Origin of the sequence: Psychrobacter pasteurii (assembly GCF_900162815.1) — a bacterium.
Lineage (GTDB): Bacteria > Pseudomonadota > Gammaproteobacteria > Pseudomonadales > Moraxellaceae > Psychrobacter > Psychrobacter pasteurii.
On record NZ_FUGD01000134.1, the window covers coordinates 1 to 9,893 of the forward strand.

At 42.0% G+C, this 9,893-nt stretch carries 6 protein-coding genes and 1 pseudogene; 3 read left to right on the forward strand and 4 right to left on the reverse strand.

Annotation, left to right across the window (positions count from 1 at the left end):
* Positions 1–141: 141 nt before the first annotated feature.
* Positions 142–918 (reverse strand): N-acetylmuramate alpha-1-phosphate uridylyltransferase MurU, encoded by a 777-nt coding sequence (gene murU / locus A1232T_RS11955; RefSeq protein WP_077449626.1) that lies wholly within the window; start codon positions 916–918, stop codon positions 142–144.
* Positions 919–974: 56 nt separating this feature from the next.
* Positions 975–2,162 (reverse strand): aminoglycoside phosphotransferase family protein, encoded by a 1,188-nt coding sequence (locus A1232T_RS11960; protein ID WP_208606953.1) that lies wholly within the window; start codon positions 2,160–2,162, stop codon positions 975–977.
* Between the two features lie 517 nt (positions 2,163–2,679).
* Between A1232T_RS11960 and A1232T_RS11970 the strand changes: the two genes are divergently transcribed.
* Complete coding sequence (locus tag A1232T_RS11970) at positions 2,680–5,934, forward strand: LPS-assembly protein LptD (RefSeq protein WP_167367078.1); 3,255 nt, start codon at positions 2,680–2,682, stop codon at positions 5,932–5,934.
* A 132-nt stretch (positions 5,935–6,066) separates the two neighbouring features.
* Positions 6,067–7,551: a peptidylprolyl isomerase gene (locus tag A1232T_RS11975; RefSeq protein ID WP_077449628.1), complete on the forward strand. Its 1,485-nt coding sequence runs from the start codon at positions 6,067–6,069 to the stop codon at positions 7,549–7,551.
* Between the two features lie 117 nt (positions 7,552–7,668).
* Here the strand turns inward: A1232T_RS11975 and A1232T_RS11980 are convergent, their stop codons facing one another.
* Positions 7,669–8,487: a peptidoglycan DD-metalloendopeptidase family protein gene (locus A1232T_RS11980; protein WP_077449629.1), complete on the reverse strand. Its 819-nt coding sequence runs from the start codon at positions 8,485–8,487 to the stop codon at positions 7,669–7,671.
* A gap of 766 nt (positions 8,488–9,253) precedes the next feature.
* Here A1232T_RS11980 and A1232T_RS11985 point away from each other — a divergent pair.
* On the forward strand, positions 9,254–9,694 hold the full coding sequence (locus tag A1232T_RS11985) for an MCR_0457 family protein (protein WP_167367079.1): 441 nt from the start codon (positions 9,254–9,256) through the stop codon (positions 9,692–9,694).
* 112 nt (positions 9,695–9,806) lie between these two features.
* On the opposite strand, the pseudogene A1232T_RS13955 reads toward A1232T_RS11985, so the two are convergent.
* A pseudogene (locus A1232T_RS13955) lies at positions 9,807–9,893 on the reverse strand (IS5/IS1182 family transposase); the annotation flags it as partial.

The following is a 9,893-nucleotide window of genomic DNA, read 5'->3' on the forward strand; positions in this document are numbered from 1 at the left end:
AATTTTGACTTACAACCCTTTAACGACTTCTTACGACAGTGTGTGTCGCCTTATATCCACCCCCTGAAGTGGGTGGTTTTACGGCGACTGGTGATAAAGGACCGGTTTTTCGCTATAAATTTAAGTCAGTTTATGCTTAGCTTAATCCGTGCTGGCTTTATGAGCCCCTGCGCCTTCAGAGGCTATCTTTTGATTTATTTGCTCAAGACGCTCAGCCGTGCCTACATCTACCCAATGCGCATGCATGACTTCAGCAGTGACCTGTAACTTCATCATAGCTTGCTTAAGAAAGGGAGCTAAAGGGGCAACCTGTCCCTGAGCAATGTCTTGAACCAAGTCAGGAGAGATAACACTAACCCCAGCAAAAGTGTACTTCTGTGCCTCAGCAACAGCCTGTTCGCTGGCCAAACCATTATTAATTGCAAAGTCGCCATTAGCGTTATGCTCAGGGTTATTAATCATTAATAAATGAGCTTGTTGATCAGGCGTCATCACATAGTCAGTTAATTGCGACAGATCATAATCGGTCCAGACATCCCCATTAATTAGGATAAAGGGGGAAGGTTTCAGATGGCCATCGCGCAGTGCTTTGGCAATTCCGCCTGCTGTCTCAAGGGGTTCCCCATCCTCAACAGACCAATGAATCTTCACACCATATTGACTACCATCTCCAAGTGCCGCCATCAATTTATCCGACAGCCATGAGGTGTTAATAACAATATCATCAATCCCAGCTGCTTTAAGGGCTTTTATATGCCACACAATCAGTGGCTGACCACCCACTTCAACTAAAGGCTTAGGCGTAGTTAAAGTTAGCGGGCGCAGCCGTGTCCCCTTGCCTGCCGCCAAAATCATGGCTTGGGTAATCGACTTACCGCTTGAATTAGATGCTGAATTTGTGGCTAGGTTAGTACTCATGATAAACCTTATCTTTTGGGTGAATTATCAATACTGGTTTTTGAACGACTCATCAATTACGCAAATTTTTGCTTAAATTTAGGCTCAATATGTTGCTGTAACCATTGCAAAGCAGGTTCGATGAAGGCTTGTGTTTGAGTATCTCCGTGCTGGCTTAGCCACTTCATTTCTATCATCAAGTCTTGCCATACTTTTGGAATGTCAGCTAGGTAACGGGCTTTTCCATCGCGCTCTGCCAATCTAATAAAGATGCCAAGCACTTTAAGATGCCGCTGTATGCCCATCAAGTTCACTTGACTGGTGAATTCTGTAAGAGTCTCTGCTGTAGCCGCATGCACCTGCTTACTTTGCAGCCAATAATATTCAATCCAAGCTTCAACTTGAGACTCGCTCCAATCCACATAAGCATCTCTTACCAAAGACACCAAGTCATAAGTATAACTGCCAATCAAAGCATCTTGGAAATCAATGACTCCAAGCTCAGCACTGTGATACTGATCCTGCATTAAGTTGCGGCTGTGGTAATCTCTATGCACCACGACTGCAGGATGCTGCAGAAGCTTCTCAATTAATGCCCCAGTAAAATCTTGCCAGATAGTTTGCGTCTCAGAGGTCAACTCTTGATCAATATAAGGTAAGAACCATTCAGTAAATAGCTCCATCTCACGCTTTAAGGTAGCAGCATCATAGTCAGGCACAGCGAAGTTGTTTTTGGCCTTCTCTATATCAAGCGTTTGTAACTGTAACAAACAGTCAATCGCCCAACGATAAAGCTCATCAATACGGCCACTATCCTGCTTAACCTTGGCCTCTGCAATTAAATGAGCAAATTCAATGCTGCCAAAATCTTGTAGGACTAAAAAGCCTTGTTCAACATCTTGCGCAAGCAAAGTAGGCACATTAATTTTAGGAGCCATCAGGTTATCTATACGCACGAAGCTTTCAATAGACTCAAGCTGAGGCGGTGCATCCATGACGATATAGCTTGGATCTAAGGCTTGACCGCTACTATCTGTGCTAGCAGACTCATCATTCGCTTTACCTTCGAGATACACTCTGTGATAACGGCGAAAACTGGCATCCCCTGGTAGGCTTTCAACACGAACTTTGTGACTAGGAAAAGCCGCTTCAATAAATTCAAGAAGCTGCTCATAGCGTTGCTCGGTATGATAGGCTGCTGCAGAGTTGGCTGTTATAGGAGCGGTATCAACAGCAGTGGGAGAATTTGTTTCTGGATTTGTCATAGTTAAATTGCTTTTATATTGAATAAAAATACGGGTATGTGAGGCTCATACAAATCTTTAACAGTTAGCCAATAGGATATGAGCGTAAAATTATGAATAATACTCTAGTTTCAAAACTGATTTAAGATATCTTGTGTGACAAATCAGCTTAAACTTAACCATAGGCTAAATAAAGCGGCTGACTTATGTTTCAAAATACCTTGCTTATATTTCAAAGCATATAGTGTAGCTGATTTGCCTTTTTTTGACTATGATAAGATATTGCAGATTTATATCCTCACTATCATGACACAAGCCTATATAATAGAGGTCGTTTCAAAAGCTTATAGATGAAAACTTATAATTTTAGGTTGATATAAAGTAGATTATATTAAGCTAATAAAAGATAATAAGCATTGATTCAACCCAAGCTTGATACAAGATTAGAATGTAGCGATTGCCCTAAGCAAGCCTTTATAAATAGGGGCTCTTTGGTTAGGGTAAGATTTAAATGTTTTTAACTCAATAAGGTAATCTCTTGCTGTACTCGCAACTCTACCGCAGTATATTGCGTGCTTGCCGTGACTTATCACGCCAACCGCATTACACAAGTCGCTTAGTCATCAGCTTACCGCTGCTCATTAGCGTGCCCAGTGCTTATGGCGCTATTGTTAGCCCGCAGGCTGAAACTGTCTCTTCTCTTGATTCAGCAGAAGCTGTCAGTGTGGCTGCCTCTAGCACTCAACCCGCCACTAAAGAGCAGATTACTACCTTAACAGATGCCTCAAAAATTACTTATAAAAAACTCTCTTCTACTTCAAACCCAGCGAACGATGCCTCTAAAAACAGCTCGACTGCCTCAAATAATGATGTGGCACAAACCCAAGAAGATGCCTTAGAAGCTGTTGGATTTGAAAATAAAGCTGAGACTGTACAACCTACTTTAGCTGATAACACCATTACTCAAAACCCCATAAGTTATCCTGAAGATGAGTATTTACAGCCTACTACTACACCAGTAGTACCAGATCGTAACCAGCCTATATCCTCAACCAATGATTCAGTTGGTGACAACAATACCAACAATGAAACTGAGCTAAGAGCACCAACCAATCCCAACCCTGGTAAAGGTTTTGCGGATACAAAGTCCTCTTCTAAGAAAGAGACTGCTTCTAAAAGCTCAAAAGTCAGTAAGAAAGTAGAAGACTCAAAAGCCTTAGCTTCGACCTTTAAAGAAGATTCGGTCCAAAAGAGCTTAGAGCGTCTGTCAGAGTTTTATCAACTACAGTCTGAAGAATTACGTGAGCGTATCAATAACTCTAATAATGCAAACGCTGATAATTCGGTAGATCGTACTCGGGCTATTGAAGCTCAAACTTTTGCCCCTGTTGCCGCTCCTAATGTCTTTAATTATAAATCAGATGATGCCTCAGCCTATCGCTGTGAAGGGGTTTGGGTGACTCCCAATACGGCTGGAGCCGACGCCAACTACCAACAAGCCATTCAACGAGCGCAGCAACAAGATGGGCTGTCTACCGCCAATGGTCTGCCGCTACATGCTGTTGCTGACTATGGCTACTATGATAATGAGACCTATGTCGAGCTTGCTGGTAATGTAGAGATTATGCAAGATGGTAAGCTAGTGACGGCCGATCAAATCGCACTAGACCTAAATACAGGTGTGGCTGGGGCAAAAGGGGGTGTGCTGCTCGCAGAATCTGGGTCTAGGAAGTCACCCCAAGCTGACAATCAAAAACGCACCTTTAAAAATAGCAGTGATGGAATGATTGCCGTAGCAGAGGAGCTGGCCTACGATACCAATAGTAGCAAGGCGACAGCCTATGATGTGGCTTTTGCCAGCGTTCCTATGCAAGCTCATGGTTATGCGCAGCGACTAAATAAACCAAGCGATTCACGTTATGAGCTTGAAAAAGTTATGTTTTCTACCTGCCCGCCTACCGATCGTAAATGGCAGATAGAAGCACAGCAAATAGACATTGATACTGATAGTGGGCGCGGCGAAGCCTATGATGCTACCTTCCGTCTGGGCAATGTACCGGTATTATATCTGCCGTATTTTAACTTCCCAGTAGATGACCGCCGCAGTAGTGGTTTATTAACCCCAAGTGCTCGTATTGATAGTGATAGCGGTTTAAAGCTAAGCGTCCCTTATTATTTAAACTTAGCGCCTCAGTATGACGCCACCATAACCACTGATGTCTATACCAACCGTAATCCAATGATTACCGGTGAAATGCGTTACTTGACCGAGAACTATGGCCAAGGTCAGCTAACCACCGCCTATATGCCCAAAGACAAAAAATACGATGATGAAGATAGAGCCGGAGTTTTCTATCGTCATGACTGGGCTTCAGAGACCATTCCTCGTTTAACAGCAGATGCTGTTTATAGTTACGTTTCTGACCCTGATTATATCAATGACTTTGATGACTACGGCTTAGTTGAAAACCGTCTAAACTTACCCAGACGTGGCCGAGTTAAATACTATGATGACTTTGTTGATGCTGAATTAAAAGTAGAGACCTTCCAAACTCTAAAAGCCACAGATGCTAAAGGCAATGTCATTGAGGATAAAGATAAGCCCTATTCTCGCTTACCGCAGTTGACTATCGATTATCGTCTGCCTCAAGTTAATAATGTTTTGGATAACTTTGTGGTTACTGGAACACACGACTCAGCTTATTTTAAGAAGTCAATCAATGATGGCTCTGAAAGCGAGAAAAGCGGGGTTCGACTCTATAATAAAATCAGTGCCAGTTACCCTGTAGAGAAGACTTGGGGCTTTGTTAAACCTAAGGTTAGCTTACAGCACTTGTATACCGCTTATGATGAAGAAAGCCGTCTCGATAATAATGTGTCAAAAGATGATAATGATCAGTCGGTCTTCGTACCCAGCTTCAGCGTAGATTCAGGGCTAAACTTTTATAGTGCTGGCTCTCCTTTTGGCTGGTTTGACAACAGCATGGGAGGCTATCAGCTATTGACTCCTCGCATCAAGTACAGCTACTCCCCTTATGAAAATCAAAGCGCTATCCCTAACTTCGACACCCGTATCGCTTCATTTGATTATGATCAATTGTTTGCCGATAGCTGGTTCTTAGGCCATGATAGAATTGCTGACAATAACAGCGTAGCAGTAGGTCTAAATTATAGATATATTGATTCGATGGGGATTACTCGATTTGATGGGGGTATTGGCGATCAGTTCTTCATAAATAAGCCTAAAGTGGGGCTAGAGGCGGATGAAGGGACTTTAGATGCTAATTCTACTGGAGTGGCTTGGCGCTCAAGTTTACAGCCTTATCGCAATTTATGGTTAGATTTCAATGGAGCTTTAGACTCAGATAATAATCTTAACTATATTACCAGCCAAGTTCGCTATAACCCCACACCAAACAGCTTAATTAACTTCGGTGTGATTGAACGCAAACAAGACCCTATTACCAATCAGTCTGCTTTATCCGCATTGACGGCTTCGACCATCATCCCTATTAATGAGAACTGGAGATTTTTAGGTCAAGGTCAATTTGACATGGATGACAATAAATTTATTGATGCCACAGTTGGTATAGATTATGAAGATTGTTGTTATGGGTTTTCAATCTATGGCCGTAGTTACTATAATGACTTGAACTTAGAAGACAAACCAAACCGTGCCGTCATGGCAGAATTTAGAATCAATGGCTTTGGGAATACCAGAAGCCGTTTAACTAAGCACTTAGATGATAAGATTCTAGGGTTGGAACCCGTCGACTACTTATGGAAAAAATAATTTTTATAAATAAACACCTTATACCTTAACCCTATAAATTTTGTGAATTAAAATAGGTTTAATAAATTTTTAACGAATTACTGCTCTATAAAAACTTTTATAGGCAATACTCAAGCTAAAAACAGGCTAATTATGACAGCATTAAATACTAAGCACTATGAATCAAAGCACTCTTGCTCACAAACCAATGCTTTGGGGATCTCAAAATTCAGTCTAAAAAAACTGACTGAAGCTCTATTGATATCTACCGTAGTAGGTGCTTTCAGCGTAACAGCACAGGCTGAGGATAAAGCTGCAGACTCAGCAACTGCTGCTCAGTCAGTTGCAGCCACAAATCCTGAAGCCGCTACCGCCCAAGCCCCTATTTCTGCCCGCGAAAGTAGCAACGGCATCATTGCTTTAGTAAATGACACGCCTATTTTAAAAAGCGACTTAGCAACAGCGGTGGCCTCAGCTCAAATGCGTATCCAAGCCAGTGGGCAGCCTGTCCCTAGTGCTCAACGCTTACAAAGTGAAGTGCTAAACAGCCTGATTTTGCGTGAGCTACAGTTGGATATGGTTCAAAGAGCGGGAATCAGACCCAGCCCTGATGCGGTTAATGAAAGCTTGGCTCGCTTAGCCCAAGCTCAAGGCCTAACCTCTTTATCTGAATTACAGCAAACCTTGGATGCCAAACAACCAGGTCGCTATGCTGCTGTACGAGCTCAAGTGATCGAAGAAGAGTCCTTAAAAGCACTACAAAAAAGCCAGGTATCTAACCGAGTTCGTATTACCGAACATGACATTGATGCTTTTTTAGCATCTCCTGAGGCCCAAAAGCTACAAAGCACTGAATATCGCACCATTCATATTCGTATTCCCTTTAGTGATGACTATAATCGCATTACAGAAAGCGAAAAGAATACCGCGATGCAAATTGCTCAACAAACCCAAGAGTTACTTAAAACTACGAATGATGCCCAAGCTGTTTTAACTCAGCTAAGCTCAGGTATTGCCAAAAACTACGTGGCCCCAGTACAAGGCGGTGATATGGGCTATCACCCTGCGTCAGGCCTACCCACGGATATTGCTAGACAAATCACTCCACTTGAGATCGGACAAGTAACAGCCCCACAAATCACCCCTGAAGGTATTGACGTGGTGAAACTGGTAGATAAGCGTAACAGCGATAATATGATTATCCCTCAGTGGAAAGTTCGCCATATCTTAGTAAAAACAGATGAGCGCAACAGTGATGCTCTAGTAGAACAGCGCGTAAATGACTTGTATGAGCAGCTACGCCGTGATGCTGACTTTGCGGCATTAGCTGCCACTTACTCAGACGATCCAGGTTCTGCAGGCCGTGGCGGTGACTTAGACTGGGTCACAGAAGGTCAAATGGTGCCTGAATTTGAAGAGATGATGAAGCGCACTCCTGAAGGTGACTTCTCTACCCCATTTAAATCACAGTTTGGTTGGCATATCCTAAAAGTTGAAGGGGTACGTGAAAAAGACGTGAGCGATACTGTTAAGCGCAACCTTGCCCGCGAAGCTTTATTCCAACGCTTAGCCCCACAAGCTCAAGAAGACTGGTTACAAGAGCTTCGTGCTAACGCTTACGTAGAAATCTTTAACTAAGACTGCATTCAACTAATTAAGGTTGACCTATAATAAAACACCCTATCCATATGGATAGGGTGTTTTTTGTTGCAGGGTGTATTTTTATAGGGATAGCGGGTAGTCCCAAGTTAAATCTTAAAGACCAAGCACGGCTCTTGGATCAATAGGCGTACCATTTTCACGAACCTGGAACTGTAAGCCAACCATAGTAGTCTGCCCTGTGCTTCCCATAGTGGCGATGCGTTGACCTGCCTGCACTTGATCGCCCTCTTTTACTAGAAGCTGACTGTTATGGGCATAAACTGTGATGTAACGAGCATCATGTCTCACCATGATCAAGTTACCGTATTCAGGTAAGCCATTACCCGCATACATAACCACGCCTGCCTTACTGGCCATAACAGGGTCGCCCATACTGCCACTGAACCACATGCCCATATCGCCTGAGTTGGCATTAAAGTTTTTCACCACTGGGTTGTTGGTTGGATAGCCATAGCCTTTGGTAGAAGTGGTTGTTGGTGGTGTATAAACTGGGGCATTAACTTGTGGTCTGGTCTGTACTGCTGGTGTCGAAGGTCTAGTGTTGACCGGCTTATTAGCCGCAACAGTACCACCACCCTCCCAGAGCTTTAGCCACTGTCCAGCATAAATAGTGTAACGGCTGTCTAAACGGTTTAAAGCCCCAATTTGACGATAGTTAAGCCCATAACGAGCCGCAATATGGCTCACTGTATCACCTGATTGAACTTTATAGAAGTTGGGGACACCACGAGCATCCACTTGTACCACAGGGCCTGTAGATTGATACGTAGGCTTAGTAGCACAGCCTGATAGCATCAAAGCACCACCCAATACCGCAAAAGCCAATCCTTTTAGCTTAGTGGCTGATTTAAGCTTAGAGCCGACAGTCAATTGAGTCGTCTCATTACTGCCTGTCAAAAAAATACTGGACATAGATGTCTCCCTATAAAAAACACAATAACGACAAATTAAAAAAAAGTAGATGAACTGATGGTTTTTTGAGCTTTGGCCACGATAACTTACTCATATGGCTTAGATTGAGATAGCCTAGGATTTCGACGTTTGCCATCTTCCTTCATGCTTAAGGGTTAGATGCAATTACCGCTTATTATACCAATCAATTATTTATCCATAACTGAGTATCCTAATCGCTCAGCAACGTATGTCAATATACAAGAAACTGTTATAACGATTCTTTACATAGCATACAGGCTTGGTTAGGGTAACAACTTTGAAAGCTGTTAATATAATAACTGTGATTAGGCAATATTTTCTAAACAAATGATTTTAGCAAAACCATTACCCTCTCTTATTCCACAAGGGTGCAATTATAGGTTAAGATTATAACCTCACTTGCAATGTTGATTTACTCTTTTGATGACATAAATCACAATCGGTACACATCTGTGTAAATTAACAGTGCGATAATAGAGAGTAGAATAAAGTAAAAGTAAGCCGTCAGATTGAGACCTCTAATATATAACTAAATAATATATATAACTAACTACTTAATTGGCAGCTTAACTATTTTGCGATTGAATCAAGCTCAATAAAAATTATACCTAAATTCTAAAATGTGTTTTTTGATTTAAAGATCTAAGTGATATCAGTTTAACCATTGCCTTAAGGTCATGATTATTCTGCAGTATCAATAGATGACTTATCTCTAATTACGATGATAATGACTATGAAAAAACTTATGATAAATTTTTTAAGTAATTCGATAAGTGGCTATGTAACTAGCTCTGTAAGCAATGCTACCCGTAAATTGGTCATCTCAACCTTTATTGGGTCTGTCGCATTCATGGGCTCAACCTTAGCACAAGCAGCCCAGACCACTATCCCTGTTGACCTATCACGTGCCACGGCCACTACGCATGAGATTGCTGTACTGCAGGTATTAGCAGAAGTATGTCCTCCGATGCTAAACCGTAGACAACAACATATCTTCCATAAAACTTACAATCAAAAGCTAAAGCAAATGTTGCCGTCTATTGAAAACCCAAAAGCGGCCATACGCTATTTATCTACCCAACAAGATTATAAGGCCGTCTTATCGAGTATCCGTAACTGGACTTTAAGTTACTCTCGTGATGAGAACTTGGCCTTATGTACTGATTTAGCCAGCGCTGAGTTTTAATCTCTGGTTGAGAGCTTCTGATATTTAAAACTTCTGTTGTTTATATCTAAAAAAAGAGTCGATCGCTTTGATTCGACTCTTTTTTTATGCCTGCAATATTTAGGGCGTGTCCTCAATTTAACTTACAGTGAATAATAGTACAAGCTAGGTAAAGCATAGATTTAAAATTGCGTGCTAGCTTTTCATAGCGTGTTGCTAT

What these genes read in the sequence shown, in the direction of transcription:
- murU (WP_077449626.1), bottom strand. Translation starts at nt 918, where the DNA reads ATGAGTACTAACCTAGCCACAAATTCAGCATCTAATTCAAGCGGTAAG.
- A1232T_RS11980 (WP_077449629.1), bottom strand. Translation starts at nt 8,487, where the DNA reads ATGTCCAGTATTTTTTTGACAGGCAGTAATGAGACGACTCAATTGACT.
- A1232T_RS11960 (WP_208606953.1), bottom strand. Translation starts at nt 2,162, where the DNA reads ATGACAAATCCAGAAACAAATTCTCCCACTGCTGTTGATACCGCTCCT.
- A1232T_RS11985 (WP_167367079.1), top strand. Translation starts at nt 9,254, where the DNA reads ATGATAAATTTTTTAAGTAATTCGATAAGTGGCTATGTAACTAGCTCT.
- A1232T_RS11975 (WP_077449628.1), top strand. Translation starts at nt 6,067, where the DNA reads ATGACAGCATTAAATACTAAGCACTATGAATCAAAGCACTCTTGCTCA.